General features: G+C 67.4%; 20 protein-coding genes and 1 riboswitch. Of the genes, 11 read left to right on the top strand and 9 right to left on the bottom strand.

Annotated elements, in window-relative coordinates:
- Nucleotides 1-26: 26 nt before the first annotated feature.
- Together NVS89_RS20515 and NVS89_RS20510 are read right to left on the bottom strand one after the other, a co-directional pair.
- Complete coding sequence (locus NVS89_RS20515) at nt 27-752, bottom strand: GntR family transcriptional regulator (protein WP_258734626.1); 726 nt, start codon at nt 750-752, stop codon at nt 27-29.
- A 462-nt stretch (nt 753-1,214) separates the two neighbouring features.
- Nucleotides 1,215-1,913: a GntR family transcriptional regulator gene (locus tag NVS89_RS20510; RefSeq protein ID WP_258734625.1), complete on the bottom strand. Its 699-nt coding sequence runs from the start codon at nt 1,911-1,913 to the stop codon at nt 1,215-1,217.
- A gap of 615 nt (nt 1,914-2,528) precedes the next feature.
- Between NVS89_RS20510 and oxlT (NVS89_RS20505) the strand changes: the two genes are divergently transcribed.
- Nucleotides 2,529-3,830 (top strand): oxalate/formate MFS antiporter, encoded by a 1,302-nt coding sequence (oxlT, locus tag NVS89_RS20505; protein WP_258734624.1) that lies wholly within the window; start codon nt 2,529-2,531, stop codon nt 3,828-3,830.
- A gap of 643 nt (nt 3,831-4,473) precedes the next feature.
- Nucleotides 4,474-5,781 (top strand): oxalate/formate MFS antiporter, encoded by a 1,308-nt coding sequence (gene oxlT, locus NVS89_RS20500; RefSeq protein WP_374114610.1) that lies wholly within the window; start codon nt 4,474-4,476, stop codon nt 5,779-5,781.
- 89 nt (nt 5,782-5,870) lie between these two features.
- Here the strand turns inward: oxlT (NVS89_RS20500) and NVS89_RS20495 are convergent, their stop codons facing one another.
- The 3 genes from NVS89_RS20495 to thiC all read right to left on the bottom strand — a co-directional run bounded on the left by NVS89_RS20495 (nt 5,871) and on the right by thiC (nt 8,997).
- A complete protein-coding gene (locus NVS89_RS20495; RefSeq protein ID WP_258734622.1) occupies nt 5,871-6,308 on the bottom strand; it encodes an NUDIX hydrolase in 438 nt (145 codons plus the stop codon).
- Nucleotides 6,305-7,003 (bottom strand): DJ-1/PfpI family protein, encoded by a 699-nt coding sequence (locus tag NVS89_RS20490; RefSeq protein ID WP_258734621.1) that lies wholly within the window; start codon nt 7,001-7,003, stop codon nt 6,305-6,307. The genes NVS89_RS20495 and NVS89_RS20490 overlap by 4 nt, the downstream gene beginning before the upstream one ends.
- Before the next feature lie 140 nt (nt 7,004-7,143).
- On the bottom strand, nt 7,144-8,997 hold the full coding sequence (thiC, locus tag NVS89_RS20485; protein WP_258734620.1) for a phosphomethylpyrimidine synthase ThiC: 1,854 nt from the start codon (nt 8,995-8,997) through the stop codon (nt 7,144-7,146).
- An 80-nt stretch (nt 8,998-9,077) separates the two neighbouring features.
- A riboswitch (TPP riboswitch) is annotated at nt 9,078-9,206 on the bottom strand.
- A 160-nt stretch (nt 9,207-9,366) separates the two neighbouring features.
- Between thiC and NVS89_RS20480 the strand changes: the two genes are divergently transcribed.
- Entirely contained in the window at nt 9,367-10,608 is a 1,242-nt protein-coding gene (locus NVS89_RS20480) for a lytic murein transglycosylase (RefSeq protein ID WP_258734619.1), read from the top strand.
- Nucleotides 10,609-10,649: 41 nt separating this feature from the next.
- Here the strand turns inward: NVS89_RS20480 and NVS89_RS20475 are convergent, their stop codons facing one another.
- The 4 genes from NVS89_RS20475 to NVS89_RS20460 form a co-directional block, all read right to left on the bottom strand.
- Nucleotides 10,650-11,537 carry a cation diffusion facilitator family transporter gene (locus tag NVS89_RS20475; RefSeq protein WP_258734618.1) on the bottom strand — a complete coding sequence of 296 codons (888 nt, stop codon included), beginning with the start codon at nt 11,535-11,537 and terminating at the stop codon, nt 10,650-10,652.
- 152 nt (nt 11,538-11,689) lie between these two features.
- A complete protein-coding gene (locus tag NVS89_RS20470) occupies nt 11,690-12,598 on the bottom strand; it encodes a sugar kinase (RefSeq protein ID WP_258734617.1) in 909 nt (302 codons plus the stop codon).
- Nucleotides 12,599-12,709: 111 nt separating this feature from the next.
- Nucleotides 12,710-13,294: a lysozyme inhibitor LprI family protein gene (locus NVS89_RS20465; protein WP_258734616.1), complete on the bottom strand. Its 585-nt coding sequence runs from the start codon at nt 13,292-13,294 to the stop codon at nt 12,710-12,712.
- A 23-nt stretch (nt 13,295-13,317) separates the two neighbouring features.
- A complete protein-coding gene (locus NVS89_RS20460; protein WP_258734615.1) occupies nt 13,318-14,520 on the bottom strand; it encodes a pyridoxal phosphate-dependent aminotransferase in 1,203 nt (400 codons plus the stop codon).
- A 159-nt stretch (nt 14,521-14,679) separates the two neighbouring features.
- Between NVS89_RS20460 and NVS89_RS20455 the strand changes: the two genes are divergently transcribed.
- The 8 genes from NVS89_RS20455 (at nt 14,680) to NVS89_RS20420 (ending at nt 23,481) form a co-directional block, all read left to right on the top strand.
- Complete coding sequence (locus NVS89_RS20455) at nt 14,680-15,825, top strand: GNAT family N-acetyltransferase (protein ID WP_258734614.1); 1,146 nt, start codon at nt 14,680-14,682, stop codon at nt 15,823-15,825.
- Nucleotides 15,826-15,930: 105 nt separating this feature from the next.
- Nucleotides 15,931-16,761 (top strand): type I methionyl aminopeptidase, encoded by an 831-nt coding sequence (map, locus tag NVS89_RS20450; protein ID WP_258734613.1) that lies wholly within the window; start codon nt 15,931-15,933, stop codon nt 16,759-16,761.
- Between the two features lie 16 nt (nt 16,762-16,777).
- Nucleotides 16,778-17,524, top strand: a complete 747-nt coding sequence (gene radC, locus NVS89_RS20445; protein WP_258734612.1) for a RadC family protein — start codon at nt 16,778-16,780, stop codon at nt 17,522-17,524.
- Between the two features lie 684 nt (nt 17,525-18,208).
- Nucleotides 18,209-19,162, top strand: a complete 954-nt coding sequence (locus tag NVS89_RS20440; protein ID WP_258734611.1) for a LysR family transcriptional regulator — start codon at nt 18,209-18,211, stop codon at nt 19,160-19,162.
- A gap of 310 nt (nt 19,163-19,472) precedes the next feature.
- Nucleotides 19,473-20,549: an ABC transporter substrate-binding protein gene (locus NVS89_RS20435; protein WP_258734610.1), complete on the top strand. Its 1,077-nt coding sequence runs from the start codon at nt 19,473-19,475 to the stop codon at nt 20,547-20,549.
- Nucleotides 20,550-20,667: 118 nt separating this feature from the next.
- Nucleotides 20,668-21,789 (top strand): ABC transporter ATP-binding protein, encoded by a 1,122-nt coding sequence (locus tag NVS89_RS20430; RefSeq protein WP_258734609.1) that lies wholly within the window; start codon nt 20,668-20,670, stop codon nt 21,787-21,789.
- A 4-nt stretch (nt 21,790-21,793) separates the two neighbouring features.
- Nucleotides 21,794-22,687: an ABC transporter permease gene (locus NVS89_RS20425; RefSeq protein WP_258734608.1), complete on the top strand. Its 894-nt coding sequence runs from the start codon at nt 21,794-21,796 to the stop codon at nt 22,685-22,687.
- The gene (locus tag NVS89_RS20420) at nt 22,684-23,481 is read left to right on the top strand and encodes an ABC transporter permease (RefSeq protein WP_258734607.1); all 798 of its coding nucleotides are present in this window, start codon (nt 22,684-22,686) and stop codon (nt 23,479-23,481) included. The genes NVS89_RS20425 and NVS89_RS20420 overlap by 4 nt, the downstream gene beginning before the upstream one ends.
- Nucleotides 23,482-23,501: the final 20 nt, after the last annotated feature.

Below are 23,501 nucleotides of genomic sequence, written 5' to 3'. Positions count from 1 at the left end.
AAACACTTCCGGCGGGTTCGGCCGCCTTAATCTAGGTCCACATGGTTCTCGACATATCTCGCCAGCCTGAACGTGTGGTCCCGGACCAGACGTTCCGCGCGGTCCGCGTCCCGCGCTTCGATGGCGAGGATGATCTCGAGGTGGTCGGACGCCGAACGCTGCGCCCGGTCCATCTCGAAGATCGTGCGGTGCCGGATTGCCCTGACGTGAAAGAACAGGTTCTCCGTCATCGCCTCGAGCAGCTTCGAGCCGCTCAACCGTATCAAGGCCTGGTGGAACGCGATATTCGCGGTCGAATACTCGTCACACCGGTCCCGCTCGATACGGGAGAGGTCGAATTCCTTGAAAAACATCCTCAACTCGGCGATCGCCTCGTCGCTCGCGCGTTGCGCGGCAAGGCGGGCCGCCATGCTTTCCAGCGCCGCCCAGGCCTCGATCATCTCGACGATCTCGGCCTTGCTGCGGCGAACCACCAGTATGCCCCGCCGGGGCACGGCCCGGAGCAGGCCTTCCTGCTCCAGCATCGCGACCGCCTCGCGGATCGGCGTCCGGCTCGCGCCGAGACGCTCGGAAATGTCCCTTTCGTCGAGCAGCAACGGCTCGCTGGAGCCGTAGATGTTCATGTTGGTGATCGCCTCTTTCAGAGCGGCGTAGGCCTTGCTCTTGAAGCTCTCCTTGGCCGGCAGTCGTTCGATGGCCAGGCCGTGCTCACCACTTTGCCAACGCTTGTTCAGTACCGCCTTGCTGCTCACCGAAATGTCCTCTGCGGAAAATCCGCCGGGGAATTCCGGAAACATTGGCATACCAAATACCAACGTGTCAATTGGAATGTCCCCTCTGCCGGGAGCGGCCGCGCTCCTCTTTCCCTATCGTCACGTATGCGCCCAATCCCTTTCTGTCTGTCGGGTTTACGAGGCGCATCGCATTTACAGTATGCAATATACCACGGCTTGGCACGCATGGCGAGGCGGGCTGAACAGAATGCGCCGGGCGGTGTTCAAAAGTTCCGGCGCGGCGTGCCAAGCGCCTGAGGCGGCAGGCCGATTCGCGGGCCAGGAAGGGACTGCCGGGCGCCGCCCGCAGCGTGGGCGGAGCGGGCCGCCCGGCGGCTTGTCGGCGAGAGGGCAGGGCTCCGCGGGTCGGATTCGGCGCGGGATGGGGCCGGGGCTCAGGTCCGGGCAGCGTCGCCGGCCCGGGCCCCGCAGGGCGCCCGCTCAGGAGGGGAAGCGGCCGTGCTTCTCGACATGGGCGGCGAGGCCCAGCGTGTGCTCGCGCACCAGGCGCTCGGCGAGGTCGGCATCGCGCGCCACCAGCGCGGCGATGATGGCGCGGTGCTCCTGCAGCGAGCGCTCGGAGCGGTTCTCCTGGCGCACCGAGACGGCGCGGATGCCGCGGATATGGATGAACAGGTTCGCCGTCATCTCGGCGATCATCTGGCAGCCCGAGAGGCGGATGATGGTCTGGTGGAAGCGGATATTGGCGTCCGAGTACTCGTTCATGTGCTCGGAGGGCGCGTCGTCGTCGAAATCGTGGAACATGTCGCGGAGCTGGGCGATGTCGTCGTCGCGCGCGCGCTCGGCGGCGAGGCGCGCGGCCATGCTCTCCAGTGCCGCCCAGACGATGATCATCTCGATGATCTCGCCCTTCGACTTGCGCACCACAAAGATGCCGCGCCGCGGCACGGAGCGCACGAAGCCCTCCTGCTCCAGCACGGTGAGCGCCTCGCGGATGGGCGTGCGGCTCACCCCGAGGTCCTGCGAGAGCTGCCGTTCGTCGAGCCGGATCTCGCTCTCCTGGCCATACATGTCCATCTCGGTGATGGCCTTCTTGATGGCATCATAGGCCAGCGTGCGCAGGCTGGTATTGGCCGCGAGGGGAGCGATGTTCAGTCTCGTCTGGTCGGCGCTTTCCACAGGTCGGGGTCCTCTCCATAGTGAGTTTTGTTGTTGTCGCCGAGCGTTCGGTCCGGCAGCGGGGCTGGCCCGTGCCGGCGGCTCGATCTTTTGGGATCGGCGCCCGATTCTCCCGGGCCCCGACAGGCGTTCTCAACATCATATAACATATAATGAATGTCCATCAGCGGGTTTTGCCGTACCCCGGTCCGCCCGGGCGGATGTCGCGACGGGCCGCTTCCGGCCCGATGAAGCGCCGCGCGACGGCTTGATTCCCTTCATTTCCGCACCCCTCGTCACGCTGTACGCGGCCGCACGAAGCGTCCGGCGGGCAGCCGGCGCATGCCTGCGCCTGCCGCATGGCTCGGCCGGGAGCCGGCATGGAAGGATCGGTCGACATTCCGTTAGGTAAAGATGAGGGCAAGCATTCCCCAAGGGAAACTTACGTTAGGGAAGTTTCCCGCTCCTGCCGTTGGGGATGGCTGGTATGCAAAATTTTGCATAACAAAAAAATCCGGCTATATTCCCCAACGATCTCTGACCGAACTCCTGCGGAAGGGGCTGGTCGTGTGTGGATTCAACAACAAGAACAATAAACCCTTCACCACTTACGTTCGGAAACGTTCGAGGAATAAAATGAGCACTGCCGTAACGTCATCAATGAATAAGACGCGCTGGCTCCAGCTGCTGTTCGGTGTGATCTGCATGTGCATGATCGCGAATATGCAGTACGGCTGGACGTTCTTCGTGAGCCCGATCCAGGAGCGTCACGGCTGGGATCGTGCCGCCATCCAGGTCGCGTTCTCGATCTTCATCGTCACCGAGACCTGGCTGGTGCCGGTCGAGGGCTGGTTCGTGGACAAGTACGGCCCGCGCGTCGTGGTGCTGTTCGGCGGCATCATGTGCGGCCTCGCCTGGGTGCTGAACGCCTACGCCATGTCGCTGACGGTGCTCTACATCGCCGCGGCGGTCGGCGGCATCGGCGCCGGCGCGGTCTACGGCACCTGCGTCGGCAACTCGCTCAAGTGGTTCCCGGATCGCCGCGGTCTCGCCGCCGGCATCACCGCGGCCGGCTTCGGCGCGGGCTCGGCGCTGACCGTCATCCCGATCCAGAACATGATCAAGGGTCAGGGTTACGAGGCGGCCTTCTTCTATTTCGGCATCGGCCAGGGCATCGTCATCACCGTGCTCTCGCTGTTCCTGATGGCGCCGAAGAAGGAGCAGATCGCCCAGTTCGCCGTGAACGTCGCCACCAAGGTCGCCCAGTCGGCCCGCGACTTCTCGCCGAAGGAGATGCTTTCCACCCCGCTGTTCTGGGTCATGTACGCGATGTTCGTCATGATGGCCGCCGGCGGCCTGATGGCGACCGCCCAGCTCGGCCCGATCGCCAAGGACTTCGGCATCTCCGAGGCCCCGGTCACGCTGATCGGCATCACCCTGCCGGCGCTGACCTTCGCCGCGGCCATCGACCGCGTGCTGAACGGCCTGACGCGCCCCTTCTTCGGCTGGGTGTCGGACCAGATCGGCCGTGAGAACACCATGTTCCTCGCCTTCGCCATCGAGGGCGTCGGCATCTACGCGCTGAGCGTGCTCGGCCACAACCCGTTCATGTTCGTGATCCTGACCGGCCTCGTGTTCTTCGCCTGGGGCGAGATCTACAGCCTGTTCCCCGCCATGTGCGGCGATGCCTTCGGCACCCGTTTCGCCACCACCAATGCCGGCCTGCTGTACACGGCCAAGGGCACGGCGGCGATCATCGTGCCGTTCACCAGCATCATCACCACCATGACGGGCAACTGGCAGGCGGTGTTCCTGTCGGCCGCGGCCCTCAACATCATCGCCGCCGTGATGGCGATCGTGGTGCTGAAGCCGCTGCGCCAGGCGCACGGCAAGCGCACCGCGCAGGCGGCGTCGACCTCGGCGATGGCGGCGGAGTAGTCCGCTTCCATCTTCGGTCTTCGGACCCTTTCTTTCGGGCGCGCCTGCGGGCGCGCCCTTTTTGTTTGTGCCGGCCGCTTCCGGCCGTGCGGGACCCGCGGGCGAGACGTCAGCAAGCTTCCAGAAATCCGAACGTAATCGCCGCCCCGAATCGCCAAGCCCGGCAGCACGCCTTGGCAGGGCGAGGCGAGGGAGGCGGGTTCGTCGTCGTATTTACGCTAGGGAATTACAGGGGCATATCGGACGGAAACTGACGTGATACGCAGCGTAAGGTGTGGGGATGCCCGAATAAATCTGACATGAATTGAGTTTTCTAAGAATATATAGAATATAAATCTGAATATTACCTAGGTGTATCCCACCTCAAAAAGGCAATTGGCATACATAATATTGTGTAATATGGTCGCCACACAGCGGATTGGCGAAGAAACCCTGCGTCACCCTCAGTAACCCCCGCGAGGGGTCACGGGATGGGGCAAGGGACCTGTCGCGCAACGCGGCCGGCGGCGCCCTGTGCGCCGGGGCCGGAAGAGCCCGGATCGGCCCGATGGGCCGGCCCGCAACAAGGACGCCGATCCGCGGCGAATTGTCGATTGGGAGAGGAGATCGCCCCTTGAGCACGTCTACGTCCACCCCTGCGCCCATGGGCTCCGGCGCGGAATTCTCGGAAGGCCGTCGCTGGCTTCAGCTTGCCGTCGGCGTCGTCTGCATGGTGGCGACCGCCAACATCCAGTACGCCTGGACCCTGTTCGTCCCCGAGATCCAGGAAACCTTCGGCTGGGAGCGCGCATCGATCCAGATTGCGTTCACCATTTTCGTCCTCGTCCAGACCTGGCTGGCGCCGATCGAGGGCTACTTCATCGACAAGCTCGGCCCGCGCATGATGGTGGCCTTCGGCGCGCTGATGATCGGCACCGCCTGGGTCATCAACTCGCAGGCCATGAGCCTTCCCGGCTTCTATCTCGGCGCTGCGGTCGGCGGCGTCGGCGTCGGCTGCATCTACGCCACCTGCATCAACAATGCGCTGAAGTGGTTCCCGGACCGTCGCGGCCTCGCCGTCGGCCTCACCGCGGGCGGCTATGGCGCGGGCTCGGCCGCGACCATCCTGCCGATTGCGGCGATGATCGATTCCTCGGGCTTCCAGGAGACGTTCTTCTTCTTCGGCCTGCTGCAGGGCGGCCTCGCCTTCATCGCCGCCTGGTTCCTGCGCGCGCCGGCGGCGGGCGAGGTGAAGGTGTCCGGCAAGGTCAGCCAGAGCCGGCGCGACTACACGCTCAAGGAAGCGCTCAACACCAGGCTGTTCTGGCTGATGCTGCTCATGTTCACCTGCGTGGTGACGGGCGGCATGATGGCGGTGGCCCAGCTCGGCGTCATCGCCGTGGACCTCGGCGTGAAGGAGTTCGAGGTCAACCTCTACTTCTTCACCATGGCCGCGCTGCCGCTGGCGCTGATGCTCGACCGCGTGATGAACGGCATCTCGCGTCCGCTGTTCGGCTGGGTCTCCGACCATATCGGCCGCGAGAAGACCATGGTCATCGCCTTCTCGCTGGAAGGCACCGGCATCATCGCGCTCGGCTATTTCGGCCACAATCCGTGGGCGTTCCTGATCCTGTCGGGCGTGGTGTTCCTGGCCTGGGGTGAGGTCTACTCGCTGTTTTCGGCGCTGGCGGGCGACGCCTTCGGCACCAAGCACATCGGCAAGATCTACGGCGTGCTCTACACCGCCAAGGGCATCGGCGCCCTGTTCGTGCCGATCGGCAACGTGCTGATGGAGGCGACCGGCACCTGGTCGACCGTGCTCTACACCGTCGCCGGCATGGACCTGTTCGCCGCCTTCCTCGCGCTCGCCGTGCTGCCGAAGGTGCTGAACGCCCATGTCGCGAAGTCGACCCTCGCGCCGGCGACGCCGGTCATCGAGGGCAAGGCGGGCACGGCTTCCGCGCACGCCTGACGGACGACGCGCCGGCGGGCCGCGAGCCGGCCGGCGCGACACGTATCGGGGCCTCCCACGGGAGGCCCCTTTTTCTTTGTGGGCGCGCGTCAGGTCGTCTCGGTGGCGAAGGAGAAGGCGGCCTCGCTCAGCCACTCCACCTTCAGGCTGGCGCTGTCGCCGAGCCCGGCGATCTCGGCGCGGGAGAACCAGCGCGCCTCCAGCGCATCGTCGGCGGCGACGGCCTCGCCCGCACGCCAGCGGCACAGCACCGCGATCATCACGAAATGATGGGCGAGCGTGCCCGCCGCGTCGTGCTGGATGAAGTCCAGCGCGGTGATGAGGCGCGGCGTGTCGGCGACGATGCCGGTCTCCTCGGAGAGCTCGCGCAGCGCCGCCTCGAGATGGGTCTCGCCCATCTCCATGCGCCCGCCGGGAAAGCCCCACAGGCCCTGGTCCGGTGGGTTGGCGCGGCGCACCAGCAGCACCTCTCCGTCCCGCACGACGACGGCAAGGACAGCGGGGATGGGCCGGGTCGGCGCGCTCACGAGGCCGCTCCTTCCGCACCGGCCGAAAGGAGAGCCGCCGCACGCTTGGCCGCCTCGTTCCGACGGTTCTGGAAAGCGCCGGTCTCGGCGCGGATCTGCGCCACCAGTGCCGGCTCGCTGGTCGTGGCCGAGCCGCCGGGGAAGGGCGGGGCGGGATCGTATTCCATGAAGAGCTGGGCATGGCGCGCCCGCGCCTCTCCGAAGATGCGCGCGGTGAGGGCGAGCGCGAAGTCGATTCCCGAGGTCACCCCCGCGCCGGTGACGACCGGCCCGTCCATCACCACGCGTTCGGCCACCGGCTCCGCGCCGAACAGGGCGAGCTGGTCCAGCGACAGCCAGTGCGAGGTCGCGCGCCGGCCCGCCAGCAGGCCGGCGGCCGCCAGCACCAGCGAGCCGGTGCAGACCGAGGTGACGTAGCGTGCGCCCGCCGCCTGTCGCCGCAGGAAATCGAGGGTCCCCGCGTCCTCCATCAGCGCGAGCTGGCCCGGGCCGCCGGGCACGAAGAGGATGTCCGCCGGCGGGCAGTCGGCAAAATCATGGGTCGGAAGCAAGGTGAGGCCACGGCAGTCGGCGACCGGATCGCGTGTCTTCCAGACGAGGTGCAGCTCGAGCTCGGGAAAGCGGCCGAACACCTCGTAGGGGCCGGTGAGGTCGAGCTGCGTGAGGTTCGGGTAGAGCAGCATCACGACATGCATGGAAGCCTCGACGGGGAGCCTGGGACGACGGGGACGGCACAATGGGCTGCGCCGTCCCCGGTGACAACCGGCCCCGCGCGAGGCAGGGGCAGGGGGAGGGAAGGGTGCGCGGGCGGCGCCGGGGAGCCGCCCGCACGCCCTCATTCCGCCGCCGGGGCGGGGCGGTAGAGCGCGCCGCCGCCGGCGCGGAACGCCTCGCTCATCGCATCCATGCCGTTCTCCCGCTCGGCCGCTCGGGCGGCATCGCGGATGTCCTGGCTGATCTTCATCGAGCAGAATTTCGGCCCGCACATGGAGCAGAAATGCGCCACTTTGTGCGCCTCCTTGGGCAGCGTCTCGTCGTGGAAGGCCATCGCCGTGTCGGGATCGAGCGCGAGGTTGAACTGGTCCTGCCAGCGGAACTCGAAGCGGGCGCGCGAGAGCGCGTCGTCCCAGGCGCGCGCCAGCGGGTGGCCCTTGGCGAGGTCGGCGGCGTGAGCGGCGATCTTGTAGGTGATGACGCCGGTCTTCACGTCGTCTCGGTTGGGCAGGCCGAGATGCTCCTTCGGCGTGACGTAGCAGAGCATGGCGGTGCCGAACCAGCCGATCATCGCCGCGCCGATGGCGCTGGTGATGTGGTCGTAGCCCGGGGCGATGTCGGTCGTCAGCGGCCCGAGCGTGTAGAAGGGCGCCTCGCCGCAGGCGGCGAGCTGCTTGTCCATATTGGCCTTGATCTTGTGCATCGGCACATGGCCGGGGCCCTCGATCATCACCTGGCAGTCGTTGGCCCAGGCGATCTGCGTCAGCTCGCCCAGCGTCTCGAGCTCGGCGAACTGAGCGGCGTCGTTGGCATCGGCAATGGAGCCGGGGCGCAGCCCGTCGCCCAGCGAGAAGGTGACGTCATAGGCGCGCATGATCTCGCAGATCTCGGCGAAGCGCTCATAGAGGAAGCTTTCGCGGTGATGGGCGAGGCACCACTTGGCCATGATCGAGCCACCGCGCGAGACGATGCCGGTGACGCGGTTGGCGGTCAGCGGCACGAAGGGCAGGCGCACGCCGGCATGGATGGTGAAATAGTCCACGCCCTGCTCGGCCTGCTCGACCAGCGTGTCGCGGAACACCTCCCAGCTCAGATCCTCGGCGACGCCGCCGACCTTCTCCAGCGCCTGGTAGATCGGCACGGTGCCGATCGGAACCGGCGAGTTGCGCACGATCCAGTCGCGGATGTTGTGGATGTTGCGCCCGGTCGAGAGGTCCATCACCGTGTCGGCTCCCCAGCGGATCGCCCACACCATCTTGTCGACCTCGTCGGCGACCGAGGAGGTGACGGCGGAATTGCCGATATTGGCGTTGATCTTGACCAGGAAGTTGCGGCCGATCGCCATCGGCTCCAGCTCGCCATGGTTGATGTTCGCCGGGATGACGGCGCGCCCGCGCGCCACCTCGTCGCGCACGAATTCGGGCGTCACCACGTCGGGAATTGATGCGCCGAAATCCTCGCCGTCGCGGATGATGTCGCGCACGCGCTCGCGCAGGCCGTTTTCGCGGATGGCGACATATTCCATCTCCGGCGTGACGATGCCCGCGCGCGCATAGGCCATCTGCGTCACCGCCCCGTTGCGGGCGCGCAGCGGGCGCCGGTGGAGCGGGAAGGGCGCCACCAGCCTTTCGGCCGAGACATGGCCGTTGTCCTCCGGCTTCACGAGGCGGCCGTCATAGTCCTCGACGTCGCCGCGTGCGCGCACCCATTCCTCGCGCGGGCGGGGCAGGCCGGCCGCGATGTCGATCACCGCCGCCGGGTCGGTATAGGGGCCGGAGGCGTCATAGACGGCGAGGTTCGGCTCGCCGGCCGAGGGGTGGAGCTGGATTTCGCGGAACGGCACGCGGAAACCGCGCGCGGGGCATTCGGCATAGATGCGGCGCGAGCCGGGAATCGGCCCGGTGGCGACGCCGATGTCGCCCGCCTCCTTAGGGGAAGCGGCATTGTGCGGCGGCTTTTGCGGGGTGGTCGTCATGTGGATCTCCTGAACCATCGGTTGGGAGACCCGGGCAGTGTGACGTCAGGGGAAAGATGGCGTTGCGCGGTCGGCACGAGGCGCCATTCGGTTCCGATCCCTTCGCCGGCATGACCCGGATCAGGTTCGAAGGGTCAACGCGTCGCGAAAGCCCGAAGGCTCCGCCGGCGATTTCTCAGCCCCCTAGCGGGGCTCCCCTTGGAACGGGGCCATAGTCGACCAAAGGCGGAGCCCGGTCAATTCGCCGGAGAGGCGCCTTCGTGCCCGATCGCCTCGCCGATTGCGTGCCCGTGACCCCGCCGTCGCCGCATTTCCTGTAGATTGCTTAGCTGTCGCCCAATCGAACACGAATCATTCGGGGGAAACTTCATGGGCCGCCTGACCACCAGGCTCCGCCGCGTCGCCATCGCGGCGGCGCTCTGTGCGCCTCTCGCCTCGCCTCTCGCCGCAAGTGCCCAGCAACTCCAGCAATGCGGCACCAGCGGTGCCGGATTCGACGCCTGGCTGGCGCAGTTCAAGAACTACGCGGTCTCGCAGGGCGTCTCGCCGCGTGCCGCCGCCGCCGCGCTCGACGGCGTGCGCTACGATCCCAACATCGTGGCGCTGGATCGCCGGCAGGGCGTGTTCGCGCAGAGCTTCTTCCAGTTTTCCGACCGCATGGTCGCGAACTACCGGATTCAGAAGGGGCGCCAGCTCATCAACGGCAACCAGTCGCTGTTCAACCGGATCGAGCAGCAGTTCGGCGTGCCGGGGGCGGTGCTGGTCTCGTTCTGGGGGCTGGAGACGGATTTCGGCGCCAATATGGGCGACAAGCCGACCATCCGCTCGGTCGCGACGCTGGCCTGGGACTGCCGGCGGGCGGAGATGTTCCGCACCCAGCTCCTCGCCGCGATGAAGATCATCGACCGTGGCGACCTGACCACGCAGTCGATGCGCGGGCCCTGGGCGGGTGAGCTCGGCTCGTTCCAGTTCCTGCCGGACCACTATCTGAACTACGGCGTCGACTTCGACGGCGACGGGCGGGTCGACCTCCTGCGTTCGCATCCCGACGCGCTGGCCTCGGCCGCCAACTACATCCGCGCGCTCGGCTGGAAGCGCGGCCAGCCCTGGCTGGAAGAGGTGCGCGTGCCCAAGAACCTGCCCTGGGACCAGGCGGATCTCTCGATCAAGTTGCCGCGTTCGCAGTGGGCGCGCATGGGCGTGGTGCGGGCGGGCGGCGGGCAGCTGCCGGCCGACCAACTCACCGCATCGCTGCTGCTGCCGATGGGGCGGAGCGGGCCGGCCTTCCTCGCCTATCCCAATTTCGACGTCTTCACCGAATGGAACAACTCGCTCGTCTACGCGACCTCGGCGGCCTATCTCGCCACCCGCGTCGCCGGGGCAGGGCCGTTCGACCGCGGGGCGGGCAAGGCGATCCCGGTGATGTCCATGTCGCAGGTAAGGCAGCTCCAGACGCTGCTCAACCAGCGCGGCCACCATGTCGGCGGGGTCGACGGCATTCTCGGCTCGGCGACGCGGCAGGCGGTGAAGGTGGAGCAGATGCGGCTCGGCATGCCGGCCGATTCCTACCCCACGCCCGAGCTGCTGGCGGCGCTTCAGGCCGGGCGCTGAGGCCACGGGCGGGGGCGGCGTGACGCTCCCGCCTTGGCCGGCTACAGCACCGGGATGCCCTGGTGCTTGGCCTTGCCTTCCGGCTCGACATGGATGTTGACGAGGATGTCGGCCACCTCGGCCTCCAGCGCATCCTCGATCCGGTCGCAGATGGCGTGCGCCTCGCGCACCGCCATCTCGCCCGGCACGACGAGGTGGAAGTCGACGAAGATCATCCGCCCCGCCTGCCGGGTGCGCAGGTCGTGCGCCTCGATGGCGCCGGTGGCCTCGTCGGCGATGCGCCGGCGGATCAGGCCGAGCGTATCCTCCGGCACCGCATGGTCCATCAGCCCGCCGACGCTCTCCTTCAGCACCGTCCAGCCCGACCACAGGATGTTCACCGCCACCAGCCCGGCGAGGATGAGGTCGAGCCGTTCCCAGCCGGTCATGCCGGCGACGACGACGCCAGCCAGCACGCCGGCCGAGGACAGAACGTCGGTGAAGAGATGCCGGCCGTCGGCGGTGAGGGCCGGCGAGCGGGCGCGGCGCCCCTGGCGCAGCAGCACCACGCACCACACCGCGTTGATCACGCCGGCGAGGGCGTTGACGGCGAGGCCGGACGGGGCGGCGTTGAGCGGCACGGGGTTGAGCCAGCCGAGATAGACCTCGCGGAAGATCGACAGCGCGGCGACGACGATCAGCACGCCGACGATTACGGCGGAAAAATATTCGGCCTTCGCATAGCCATAGGGGTGCGCGGCATCGGCGGGCCGGGCGCTGACGCGCAGCGCCAGCACGGCCGTTCCCGCCGTCGCGACGTTGACCAGGCTCTCCAGCGCGTCCGAATAGAGCGCGATGCTGCCGGTGAGGAGGTATGCGAGGTATTTGAGCGCCAGCACGAGGATGCTGACGCCCACGCTGCCCACCGCGATCCGAAGGGTCTGTGTCATCTGCGCCGCCGTTGTGTGACCGTCGGCGCCGCGCGCCACGGGCCGGACGGATAGCCTCACAGGCGCAGAAAATCAAGTCAGGCCAATAACTTGCAAGTAATTCTCAGAAGCGTTCTCGCCTCCGCCGAACCTGGCCCGGCGTGGCCCGGCAATCAGGCGTTGGCCTGGCGCGGCAGGATCGCGCCGCGATGGCGGATGACCTGGCCGGCGAGCACGTGGCCGGCCTCGGCCGCGGGGCCCGGCGCCTGCCCGTCGAGTCGGGCGGCGAGATAGGCGGCGTTGAAGCTGTCGCCGGCGGCGGTGGTGTCGACCGGCTCCACCGGACGCGGGATCGGCACGAACTGGGAAGCGCCGCCGGCCATCACCAGCGCGCCCTCGGCGCCGTTCTTCACCACCACTTCCGGCACGCCGAAGGTGGCGAGGCGCTCGGCGGTGGCGGCGGGCGAGGCGTCGCCCCACAGCCGCGTCTCGTCGTCGAAGGTCGGCAGCGCGATCGAGGTGCGCTTGAGCGCCTGCGCGTAGACGGCGCGGGCGCGGGCGATGTCGCCGCCCCAGCCGGCGGGGCGGAAATTGCCGTCGAACACGATGCGTGATCCCCGCTCGCGGGCGAATTCGAGCGTCGCCAGCAGGCGCCCGAGCCCGGTGTTCGAATAGAGGGCGAGCGTGATGCCGGACAGGTAGATCACGCTGGTCTCGATGATGCGCTCGGCGGTCGCTTCCCAGTTCGGCAGCTCGAACAGATCGCGCGCGGGCGAGCTGTCGCGCCAGTAGGTAAAGCTGCGCTCGCCCCTGGCGTCGGTGTCGATCAGATACAGGCCGGCCGTGCGCCCGACGACGCGGACCATGTGCCGGATGTCGATGCCCTCGGCGCTGGCCGCGGCCTGGATCGATTCGGAATAGGGGTCGTCGCCGAGCGCGGTGGCATAGGCCGTCTCGACGCCGGCCCGGGCGAGATAGACCGCCGTGTTGAACGTGTCGCCGCCGAAGGACAGGCCGTAGCGCCCGTCCGCGCCGCGCGACAGCTCGACCATGACCTCGCCGATCGAGATGACCTTGGACATCGGATGCCTTTCCTGCTGCGCCGCGGCGGCGGACGGCCGGGCGCGTGCTGATGGGCGGGCCAGACTCGCCTTATTCGCCGCCCGCGGCAACCCGCGCCGCCGAATTCGCCCTCATGGGCCCGCCGGGGCCATGTCGATGATGCGCACCGGCCCGCTCGGGACCCGGCTCGCGGCCTCCACCGGATCGGGCGCGGCGTCCGCCTCCGGCCTGTCGGCCGGGGGCTGCCAGCCGGCAGGCGGGGGATAGCGGCGCGAGAGGTCGGCCGCGCGGTGGCTGTTGGCGGCGATCAGGCAGAACAGCCGTTCCTCGATCACGCCGATGCCGCCGATCCGCCCGCCGATGGTGCGCCTGCCGTCGCTGCCCTCATAGGGGGCGATGCTCTGGCATTCGAAGTTGCGCCAGCCGACGAAGCGCGCCTGCGCCTCCTTCAGCAGCGCGACCCAGCGCCGGCGCTGCGCCGACTGCAGATCCTCGCGCGCCTGGATGGCGGCGGTAGCCCCGGCGACGGCATTGGAGACGTCGCGGTCGCTGCGCTTCTGCTCGCGGTTCAGGCAGTCGAGATACTCGCGCGGCGCCAGGGTCGGCGACTGGCAGCCGGCGGCTTCCGGCACGCCGTCGCGGGCGGCGGCCGGCGCGGCCGCGAGCAACATGGGGGCGAGCAGGCAGAGCGGGAGGAGGGGGAGGCGTGCCGCCATCGTCCTGCCGCCTCCCTGTCCCCTCACGCTGCCCGCTCGGTGGCGAGGAACTGGCCCATGCGGTCGAGCCCGCGCGCGATGTTCTCCGCCGAATTGGCGTAGGACAGGCGGATATAGCCCTCGCCATGGATGCCGAAATCCGGCCCGCCGACAGTGGCGACGCCGGCCTTCTCGAGGAGCGTCGAGGCGAGCTCCTTGGCGGACGGCCAGCCGGTGCCGGTGATGTTGGGGAAGGCGTAGAAGGCGCCCTTCGGCATGGTGCAGGAGACGCCGGGGAGCGCGTTCAGCCCGTCCACCACCAGGTGCCGGCGTCGGTCGAACTCGGCGACCATGTCGGCCACGCAGTCCTGCGGCCCGGTGAGGGCGGCGAGCGCGCCGTACTGTGCCGGCGCGTTGACACAGGACCAGGCGTTGACTGCGAGCTTGCGCGCGGCGTCGTACAGACCGTCCGGCCACAGCGCCCAGCCGAGCCGCCAGCCGGTCATGGCATAGGTCTTCGACCAGCCGTTCAGCAGCACCAGCCGGTCGCGGATCTCGGGATAGGCGAGCAGCGAGGTATGCTGTTCGCCGTCGAACAGGAACTGGTCGTAGATTTCGTCGGAGAGGATGGCGACGTGGGGATGGTCGGCGAGGCCGGCCACCAGCTTGTCGATCTCCGCCTTGGGAGCGACGCCGCCGGTCGGATTGGCCGGGGAGTTGAGTATCAGCAGCCGCGTGTCCTGCGTGATGAGGTCCAGCGTCTCCTCGGCCGAGAAGGCGAAGCCGTTCTCCTCGCGGATCGGCACCGGCACCGGCCGGGCGCCGGTGAACTCGATCATCGAGCGGTAGATCGGAAAGCCCGGATCGGGATAGAGGATCTCCGCACCCGGCTCGCCCATCATCAGGATTGCGCCGAACATCGTCACCTTGCCGCCCGGCACGATGACGACGCGGCCGGGGTCGATCTCGGCCCCGAGGCGGCGCTGGACGTCGGCCGCGACCGCCACCCGCAGCGGCTCGATGCCGGTCGAGGGCGTGTAGCCGTGATGGCCGTCGCGCAGGGCCTTGATAGCCGCCTCGACGATATGCTGGGGTGTAGGGAAGTCCGGCTGCCCGATGCCGAGATTGACGATGTCGCGTCCCTGCGCGGCAAGGGCACTGGCGCGCGAAAGCACGGCGAAGGCGTTCTCCTCGCCCATGCGTTCGAAGCCGGCAACGGGGCGGATGACATAAGGCGTGGCGGGCATCTTCGGGTCCTAGGCAGGTTTGTGCCGGCTTTTCCCGCACAAACGACTTGTAGTTTTTTCCTTCCTGTCACACGGACAGCGGGGTCGTTCAAGTGCGTATGCTGTTGCGGCCGGTGCCGCTTACAATCCCCGGGTGGTGAGCTTATGAGCGAAGACAGGATGCTGCCTCTCGGAGAGCCGGTCGATGCCGCTCCGGCATGCCGCCCGGCCCGCGAGGCGCTGGACGGACGCTTCATCACGCTGGTTCCGTTCGACGTGGAGCGCCACGGCCCGGGCCTGTTCGCCGCGACGCAGGGGGCGGAGCATGACTGGCTGTGGGCCTATCTCGGCGCGGGTCCGTTCGCCGACTATGCTGCCTTCGAGGAGCACTACCGCGCCGCCGCGACGCGCGAGGACCCGCTGCTGTTCGCGATCCTCGACGTGCGGGACGGCGCGGTGCTCGGCCACGTGACCTATCTGCGGATCGACGCCGCCAACCGGGTGATCGAGGTCGGCAACATCCTCTATGTCCCCGCGCTGATGCGCACGCCGGGCGGCACCGAGGCGATGTACCTGATGGCGCGCCACGTGTTCGAGGAACTCGGCTACCGGCGCTACGAATGGAAGTGCAACGCACTCAACGCCCCCTCGCGCCGGGCGGCGGAGCGCTACGGCTTCGTGTTCGAGGGCGTCTTCCGCCACCACATGATCGTCAAGGGCCGCAACCGCGACACGGCCTGGTTCTCGATGCTGGCCGAGGAATGGCCGCAGCGCGCGGTGGCGATGGAAGCCTGGCTCGCGGCCGGCAATTTCGACGCCGAGGGCCGCCAGATCGTGCCGCTCGCGGTGCTGAACGCGAATGCGCTGGAATTGCCCGGCGGCACGCTGCGCCGCGCCAGCCTCGATGACCTCGATTCCATCCGGACGGTGCAGCAGGCCGCCTATGCCAGCAACCGCATCCTGCTCGGCGTCGAGCCGGTGCCGCTGCTGTGGGACTACGCACAGATCATGCGCGGGCGCGAGGTGTGGGTGCTGGACGGCGAGAAGGGCCTCGCGGGCGTGCTGGTGCTGCACACCCGCCCGGACGATCTCGTCATCGATAGCCTGTCGGTGGCGCCGATGGCGCAGGGGCAGGGCGTGGGCAACCTGCTGCTCGCCGCCGGCGAGGTGCGCGCGCGGGCGCTCGGCCGGCGTACGCTGCGCCTTTACACCGGCGAGCCGCTGGCCGCGAACATCCACTGGTACCGCCGCAAGGGCTATTCGATCGAACGCGTCGAGCAGATGCCGGACCGCCGGCTGGTGCACATGGCGAAGGCGGTGGGTTGAGGCGGCCCGGCGCCCGTCCAAGGAGCAGCCTTCGGTGCCGCCTTTCTTGCGCCCGGGCGCGGATCGCTTACATTCAGCCCGACATCCGATGGTGGAATTCAGACAATGAGCTATGTGGAGGCGGCCGGCGCGCCGCTGCGCAAGACCGGCCATATCAAGCTGCACGGACCGGAAGGATTTGCCGGCATGCGGCGCGCGGGTCAGCTCGCGGCGCAGGCGCTCGACCTCATTCACGAGATGGTCGGGCCGGGCGTCACGACCGACGCCATCGACAATGTGGTGTTCGAGTTCGCCATGGACCACGGCGCGCTGCCGGCGACGCTGATGTATCGCGGCTACCGCAAGTCGGTCTGCACCTCGATCAACCATGTCGTGTGCCACGGCATTCCGAACGACAAGCCGCTGCGCGAGGGCGACATCGTCAATGTCGACATCACGCTGATCCTCGACGGCTGGTACGGCGATTCGAGCCGCATGTTCGCGGTCGGCGAGATCCCGCGCCGGGCCGAGCGGCTGCTCGACGTCACCTATGAATCGATGATGCGCGGCATCGCCGCGATCCGTCCCGGCGGGCATGTCGGCGACATCGGCGCGGCGATCCAGGATTTCGTCGAGCCGTTCCACATGAGCGTGGTGCGCGACTTCTGCGGCCACGGCGTGGGCCAGCTCTTCCACGACGAGCCGAACATCGTCCATGTCGGCCGGCGCGGCGAGGGGCCCGAGCTCCTGCCGGGCATGATCTTCACCGTGGAGCCGATGATCAATCTCGGCCGCCCGCATGTGAAGGTGCTCTCCGACGGCTGGACTGCGGTGACGCGCGACCGCTCGCTCTCGGCCCAGTTCGAGCACACGGTGGGCGTGACCGAGACCGGCTGCGAGATCTTCACCCTCTCGCCGAAGGGCTACCACAAGCCCGTCTTCAGCAGCGGCAACTGAACGTTCGGGAGCCCGCATGGCGCGGAGAAGGGGGCAGGACGAGGGCGCGGCCGGACCAGCCGGCGCGGCGCCGGGCGGCCTGTCGGAGCCGGCGGCGCATTTCATCGGCCATCGCGAGCGTCTGCGCGAACGCTTCCGCAAGGCGGGCGCCGACGCGCTGCCGGACTACGAACTGCTCGAGCTGGTGCTGTTCCGCGCCGTGCCGCGTGCGGACGTGAAGCCGCTGGCCAAGGCGCTGATCGACCGCTTCGGCTCCTTCGCCGAGGTGGTCGCCGCCCCGCCGGGACGGCTGCGCGAGGTGAAGGGCGTAGGGGACGCGATCACTACCGAGCTGAAGCTCATCGGCGCCGCGGTCGAGCGGGTGACGGGCGGGGAGGTTCGCGCGCGCCCGGTGCTGTCCTCCTGGAGCGCGGTGCTCGCCCATTGCCGCGCGGCGATGGCCTTCGCCGAGCAGGAGCAGTTCCGCATCCTGTTCCTCGACAAGCGCAACCAGCTCATTCTCGACGAGGTGCAGCAGCGCGGCACGGTGGACCACACGCCGGTCTATCCGCGCGAGGTGGTGAAGCGGGCGCTGGAGCTGTCGGCGAGCGCGATCGTCCTCGTCCATAACCATCCCAGCGGCGACCCGACGCCGTCCCATGCCGACATCCAGATGACCAAGACCATCATCGACGTCGCCAAGCCGCTCGGCATCGAGGTGCACGACCACATCATCGTCGGCAAGAGCGGCCATGCCAGCCTGAAGGGCCTGCGGCTGATCTGACACGGGCGGCTGAGGGCGGGGCGGATCACCGCTGTTCCGGCAGGTTTAAGCCGGGGAGTGCCGGCGCTTCGACGGGGAGGCGCCGAACCGCCGTGGCCAAGCGCGAAATTAGTAATTGTTCTAATTATAAGCAAATGCCTATTATATAGGCTGTAAATCGCCTATTTTTACGTCAACTCTATGCGCATCGCCTTCCGGGCCGCGCGTCTTCCTTTTCACCGTCACGTCGGCGTCCCGCGAGGGCGCGCAATCGGGTGGCGAGGCGCTACCTTGGTTCGAGGATTCCGCAACTATAAGCCCGGCAATATTGTATACAATTTGAAGATAGGAAGACTTCAGCGTGCAATGTGGAATTGCATTTAGTATATACATATAAAGCCGTCCGTTTGCACATTTGTCATACGTATAATCCCGTGCCGTATCCATGGGTTCGCCCCCGCCGGCCGGCGACGGCAATAGACAAATCCGTGGTCCGGCCTCTGAATTCATGAAGCAGAATTTATTCCCAACGCCGGGCGGCCAAACGGCATCGGTCTTGCTGCACCGCCAGAAGTGGATGGTGGCGACAGCGTTAGTCGTGAACGGCATGCGGTTTGCTAGCTAACCATACCATATGGAAATGAGGCGCCTCTGACAGGGGACGAAGCGCTCTCATCGCGTGTACCGGCCCCGCGAGGGTAACCTATGCGATATACGTTGAGGCAGCTCGAGTACTTCATCGCGGCCGGCGAGACGAGCAGCATCACGCTGGCGTCGGAACGGGTTCATATCTCGCAGCCGTCGATATCCACCGCCATCGCCCATCTGGAACGCGAGCTCGGCGTGCAGCTCTTCGTGCGGCACCACGCCCAGGGCCTGTCGCTGACGCCGATCGGGCAGACGATGCTGAAGGAGGCCAAGGCGCTGGTCGGGCAGGCCGAGGGGCTGTACTCCATGGCCTCCGAGGCGACCACGCAGGTGCGCGGGCAGATCAATGTCGGCAGCCTGGTCACGCTGGCGCCGCTGGTCATGCCCGAGCTCGCCCATTCCTTCGAGGCCGCCTATCCGGGCGCCAAGATCCACCAGACGCCCCATGACCAGGAGGGCCTGATCGCGGCGCTGCAGCGCGCCGAGATCGATGCCGCGCTGAGCCTCGACCTGCGCCTGCCGCCCGAGGTCGAGTTCCAGCCGCTCGCCGCCATGCCGACCCATGTGCTGGTGGGCGAGGGGCACCCGCTGGCGCGCCAGTCTGTCACCACGCTCGCCGAGCTGGCGCCGCTCCCCTACATCCTGCTCGACCTGCCCTGCGGGCGCGACTATTTCCTTGCCTTGTTCATGCGCGAGGGGCTGGAGCCGAACATCGCCGCCCGCTCGACGCATCAGGAAATCATCCGCACCATGGTGGCGAACGGGCACGGCTACGCTCTCGCCAACACCCGCCCGCGCTCGGACCTGGCGCTGGACGGGCGGCGCCTGATCCGGCTGCGCCTCGCCAACGACTTTCCGGTGCTGAACCTCGGGCTGATGACGCTCTCCAGCGTCCGAAAATCGCGGCTGGTGGAGGCCTTTGCGACCCATTCCGCCGGCTTCATCTCGGATGCCTACATTCCCGGCATGGTGCCGGCCTATCCGGGGCGGCACATGCGCCAGGCCGTGTAGCGGCCGCCATTTCCCGTGGGTCATCAGTTTGGCTGGCGCGCCCGATTCGTGGTCATTTTCGTTTGTATTGGAGTAAAATTTTATCAGTACAACAAATGCTTTCGAAAATAATGGCATTGGGCTTGAAAAGAAATAATTGCGCGCGCGGGCGGGCGTGCGCCTCATGGGTCATGCACTGGTGACGCGCTGGTGTATTGTTTACGTTTGCTTATAGGTCAGCACCTCGAACTCGAAAGATGGATTGATGCGAGACAGAGAGACAGAAGAAGCGCTCGGCATTTTGCGCGACGTCCTCGAAGAAACGCGCGGCATGGACCGCCGTGCCTTTCTGACCCGCCTGGGTGCCGCCGCCGCCGGCTCGGCCCTCCTTTCGACCTTCACCAGCGTTCTGAGCTCGACCGCGGCCAAGGCGGCCGAGGAGCCGGTGACGGTCATGGGCTGGGGCGGTCCGTGGAAGGACGCCATCATGAAGGCGCTGGCCGACCCCTTCAGCGAGAAGTCGGGCATCCCGGTCCGCTATGTCAGCCCGTATGACTATTCGAAGCTGCTGGCGATGGACCAGGCCAAGCAGCAGCAGTTCGACGCGGTCGAGGTCAACGGCATGGATTCGACGCGGATGATCCGCGACAATCTGGGCACGCCGCTCGACTTCAGCATCATCGACAAGAACAACCTGTCGCCCGAGCAGCTCGAATACCCGAACGCCATCGGCGCCTGCTCCGTCGCCACGGTGATGATCTACAGCAAGAAGCGCTGGCCGGGGGACGATCACCCGAAGACCTGGGCCGACTTCTGGGACCAGAAGAAGTATCCGGGCGGGCGCTCGCTGCAGCGTACGCCGGTCAAGACGCTCGAATTCGCGCTGCTCGCCGACGGCGTGCCGAAGGACAAGCTCTACCCGCTGGATCTCGACCGCGCTTTCAAGAAGCTCGAGGAGATCAAGCCGCACATCGTCACCTGGTTCTCGACCGGTTCCGAGCCGCAGCAGCTCATCGCCAGCGGCGAGCTCGAGTTCACCGCCATCTGGTCGACCCGCGCGAACGACTCGATCCTCAACCAGAACCAGCCCTTCGAGATCATCTGGGACGGCGGCGCGAGCGAGGGCAATGCCGAGTGCTGGTTCGTCTGCCGCGGCTGCCCGAACCCGACCGGCGCGATGAAGTTCCTCAACTTCGCCGCCAGCGCCGAGCCGCAGGCAGCCTTCGCCCGCATCATCTTCGCCGCTCCGGTGAACCAGAAGGCCTACAAGCTTCTGGACAAGAAGTTCGCGGAGACGATGCCGTCCTATCCCGCCAACGAGGAGAAGATGTTCCAGATCGACTTCAAGTACTGGGTGGACAACTACGAAGCCGTCACCCAGCGCTTCGAGACCTGGATCCAATCCTGATCCCCTCGTCCGACACATCCCGGGGCCCGGCCGCGCGAGCGGCTGGGCCTTCTGTGCCGATAGCCTGCCGACACGACCAGAGCCGGGCCCTCGCGCCCGCCACCGCCTAGGATAGCCGATGCATAATGTTGACCCGGCCGACCTGAAGACCGCCGCGGGCGCCGGGGTGCGCCTCGTGGGCGTCAGCAAGGCGTTCCGCGGAACGCTGGCCATTGACGACATCTCGCTGAACATCGAGCCGGGTTCGTTCGTCTCGCTGCTCGGGCCCAGCGGCTCGGGCAAGACCACGACGCTGAACATGATCGCGGGCTTCGTCACGCCCGACGCCGGCCAGCTCCTGTTCGACGACAAGCCGATCACCGACATCCCGCCGCACAAGCGCAACATCGGCATGGTGTTCCAGTCCTATGCGCTGTTCCCGCATATGACGGTGTTCGACAACGTCGCCTATCCGCTGCGCATGCGCACCAAGCTGCGCAAGGACGAGCTGGGCGAGCGGGTGCGCGAGGCGCTGCAGCTCGTGCGCCTTTCCGGCTTCGAGGACCGCTATCCGCGCCAGCTCTCCGGCGGCCAGCAGCAGCGCGTCTCCATGGCGCGCGCGCTGGTCGGGCGCCCGCGCCTGCTGCTGATGGACGAGCCGCTGGGCGCGCTCGACAAGAAGCTGCGCGACGAATTGCAGGTCGAGATCAAGGAGATCCACCGCAAGCTCGGCTCCACCTTCATCTATGTGACGCACGACCAAACCGAGGCGCTGACCATGTCGGACGCCGTGGTGGTGATGCGCAACGCGCAGGTCGCCCAGTTCGGCTCCCCGCGCGAGGTCTATGAGGAGCCGGAGAACACCTTCGTCGCCTCCTTCCTCGGCAATGCCAACCTGCTGCCGGCCAAGGTGGTGGCGGCGGACGGGCAGGGGCAGACGGTGCGCCTGTCCAACGGCGCGGCGCTCACCCTGCCGAGCGGCGGCCGGCGGACCTTCATCGCCGGCAGCGACGTCATGCTGCTGCTGCGGCCGGAGGACCTCGCGCTCGCCGCGCCGGGCACGGCCGATTCCGCGACGCTCAACGGCACGCTGCACGAGATGCTGTTCTTCGGCGACAGCTACAAGCTGATCGTCGACATCGGCAGCGACACCCTGATGCTGTGGGCCTCGCCGCGCGAGATCGCCGACCTGTCGGTCGGGGCGCCAGTGCGGGTGGCCTGGGATGCGGGCCGCGCCGGCCTGCTGCCGGCAGGGGAGTAGGCGCATGGCCGGCTCCCAGGATTCCGGACCGAGCCCGACGTCGCCGGCGCCCGTGCTGCCGCTGTTCCAGCGCAGCTGGTTCGCGCCGACCGTGCTGCTGGCGCCGACGCTGCTCTGGCTGATCTTCTTCTACATCGCGCCGATCGCCCTCATGGTCTGGCGCGGTCTGATGGACACGGGCCTTCAGGGCTACATCAAGATCTTCAGCTCCGACATCTACCTGAAGGTGTTCTGGAACACGCTGCAGATCAGCATCATCACCACGATAGGCTGCCTGGTGCTCGGCTATCCGATCGCCTTCGCCCTGACGGTGGTGGGCCGGCGCCTGCAGGCGCTGATCCTGGTGCTGGTCACGCTGCCCTACTGGCTCGACTATGTGGTGCGCAGCTATTCATGGATCGTGCTGCTCGGCCGGCGCGGGCTGATCAACAACATCCTCGTCGGGCTTGGCATCGTCGACCAGCCGCTGCCGCTGCTGTTCAACCTGTTCAGCGTCTGCGTCGGCATGATCCAGGTGCTGCTGCCGATCATGATCCTCGCTCTGTTCGGCGCCATGTCGCGCATCGACCGGCGGCTGATGCTGGCGGCGGAGATCCACGGGGCGAGCCGCTGGCGCGCCTTCCGCACCGTGTTCTTCCCGCTGAGCCTTGCCGGCGTTTATTCGGCCTGCCTGCTGATCTTCATCTCCGCGCTCGGCTTCTTCATCGTGCCGGCGCTGATCGGCAGCCCGCGCCAGACCATGATCACGCAGTCGATCCTGGTGCTCGCCGAGACGCTGCTGAACTGGACCGACGCGGCGGCACTGTCGATCGTGCTGCTGGTGGCGACGATGGTGCTGACCATCATCTACGACCGCTTCTTCAACATCGACCGCCTGTGGGGAGGGGACCAGCGATGAACGCGCGCATCGACGTATGGGTGCTCGGCGCGAGCGTCGTCGCCGTGCTGCTCTACCTGCTGTTCCCGATCGTGGTGGTGATCGGCGCCTCGTTCAATCCGACGACGGCGCTGCAGTTTCCGCCGAGCGGCTTCTCGCTGAAATGGTATCAGGAGATCGCCGGCAACCCGGACTGGATCAACGCCTTCATCGTCACGCTCGAGGTGGGCGCCATCACCACGCTGCTGTCGCTGCTGTTCGGCGTGCCGGCCGGCTTCGCGCTGTCGCGCTACCGGGTGAAGGGCAAGACGCTGGTCACCGCGCTGCTGCTCTCGGCGCTGGTGGCGCCGCACATCGTGCGGGCGGTCTCTACCTATCTGTTCTACGTGCCGCTGGGGCTGAACAACACCATCCTCGGTCTTGCCATCGCCCATTCCATCGGCGGCATCCCGTTCGTGGTGATCAATCTCGGCGCGAGCCTGCGCTCCTTCGACCCGACGCTGGAGCGTGCCGCCGTGATCCATGGCGCGCATCCGGTGCGGGCGGTGCTGACCATCACCTTCCCGGTGGTGGCGCCGGGCATCATCGTCGGCGCGCTGTTCGCCTTCATGCAGTCGGCGCAGGAACTGCTCATCAGCATCTTCGTGCTGGGCACGCTGCAGATGCCGATCGCGGTCAAGCTGTGGGAAGGCGTGCGGGTGGCGGTCGATCCGACGCTGGCGGCAGCCTCCTCGCTGCTGGTGCTCGCCGCGCTCGGCTTCTTCCTGCTGGCCGCGCTGGCGCGGCGGGGCGCGGCCCCGGCGCCCAACGCCTGACGTCGCGCCCCCTTGCCCGT

This window comes from Ancylobacter mangrovi (genome assembly GCF_024752355.1).
Classification (GTDB): domain Bacteria; phylum Pseudomonadota; class Alphaproteobacteria; order Rhizobiales; family Xanthobacteraceae; genus Ancylobacter; species Ancylobacter mangrovi.
Note: the sequence above shows the minus strand (reverse complement) of the source record. Positions and strands in the feature narration are given on the sequence as shown.

Coding starts and splice junctions, on each gene's coding strand:
- NVS89_RS20435 (WP_258734610.1), top strand. CDS start 19,473: ATGGACCGCCGTGCCTTTCTGACCCGCCTGGGTGCCGCCGCCGCCGGC.
- NVS89_RS20455 (WP_258734614.1), top strand. CDS start 14,680: ATGCTGCCTCTCGGAGAGCCGGTCGATGCCGCTCCGGCATGCCGCCCG.
- NVS89_RS20480 (WP_258734619.1), top strand. CDS start 9,367: ATGGGCCGCCTGACCACCAGGCTCCGCCGCGTCGCCATCGCGGCGGCG.
- oxlT (WP_374114610.1), top strand. CDS start 4,474: ATGGGCTCCGGCGCGGAATTCTCGGAAGGCCGTCGCTGGCTTCAGCTT.
- thiC (WP_258734620.1), bottom strand. CDS start 8,997: ATGACGACCACCCCGCAAAAGCCGCCGCACAATGCCGCTTCCCCTAAG.
- NVS89_RS20425 (WP_258734608.1), top strand. CDS start 21,794: ATGGCCGGCTCCCAGGATTCCGGACCGAGCCCGACGTCGCCGGCGCCC.
- radC (WP_258734612.1), top strand. CDS start 16,778: ATGGCGCGGAGAAGGGGGCAGGACGAGGGCGCGGCCGGACCAGCCGGC.
- NVS89_RS20465 (WP_258734616.1), bottom strand. CDS start 13,294: ATGGCGGCACGCCTCCCCCTCCTCCCGCTCTGCCTGCTCGCCCCCATG.
- map (WP_258734613.1), top strand. CDS start 15,931: ATGAGCTATGTGGAGGCGGCCGGCGCGCCGCTGCGCAAGACCGGCCAT.
- NVS89_RS20420 (WP_258734607.1), top strand. CDS start 22,684: ATGAACGCGCGCATCGACGTATGGGTGCTCGGCGCGAGCGTCGTCGCC.
- NVS89_RS20440 (WP_258734611.1), top strand. CDS start 18,209: ATGCGATATACGTTGAGGCAGCTCGAGTACTTCATCGCGGCCGGCGAG.
- oxlT (WP_258734624.1), top strand. CDS start 2,529: ATGAGCACTGCCGTAACGTCATCAATGAATAAGACGCGCTGGCTCCAG.
- NVS89_RS20470 (WP_258734617.1), bottom strand. CDS start 12,598: ATGTCCAAGGTCATCTCGATCGGCGAGGTCATGGTCGAGCTGTCGCGC.
- NVS89_RS20430 (WP_258734609.1), top strand. CDS start 20,668: ATGCATAATGTTGACCCGGCCGACCTGAAGACCGCCGCGGGCGCCGGG.
- NVS89_RS20475 (WP_258734618.1), bottom strand. CDS start 11,537: ATGACACAGACCCTTCGGATCGCGGTGGGCAGCGTGGGCGTCAGCATC.
- NVS89_RS20490 (WP_258734621.1), bottom strand. CDS start 7,003: ATGCATGTCGTGATGCTGCTCTACCCGAACCTCACGCAGCTCGACCTC.
- NVS89_RS20460 (WP_258734615.1), bottom strand. CDS start 14,520: ATGCCCGCCACGCCTTATGTCATCCGCCCCGTTGCCGGCTTCGAACGC.